Raw genomic sequence first — 296 nt, forward strand, 5'->3', positions numbered from 1 at the left:
AAGCGCACACCCCGGCCGATCCGGACGCCGCGCTGCGCGAGCAGTTACGCACGTATGCCCGCAAGAACCCCCCGGCACGGGTTCCGGCGCGCGTGGGCGCACCTGCGTTTCGACGACGGTATCGAGATCAACAAGAAGAAAGTGCATCGGTTGTGGAAGGAGGAGGGCCTGCAAGTGCGGCGTGCTCCGCGCCGCAAACGCGCCGGCCAGTCATCGGTCCCGGTCGTTGTCGCGGACGCACCGAAAGTGGTGTGGGCATTGGACTTTCAGTTCGATTCCACCGTGGATGGGAAGAC

The 296-nt window shown here is 65.2% G+C and carries 1 pseudogene; it reads left to right on the forward strand.

Annotation, left to right across the window (positions count from 1 at the left end):
* A pseudogene (locus tag GOSPT_RS22745) lies at positions 1-296 on the forward strand (helix-turn-helix domain-containing protein); the annotation flags it as partial.

Origin of the sequence: Gordonia sputi NBRC 100414, assembly GCF_000248055.1 — a bacterium.
GTDB classification, from domain to species: Bacteria; Actinomycetota; Actinomycetes; order Mycobacteriales; family Mycobacteriaceae; genus Gordonia; species Gordonia sputi.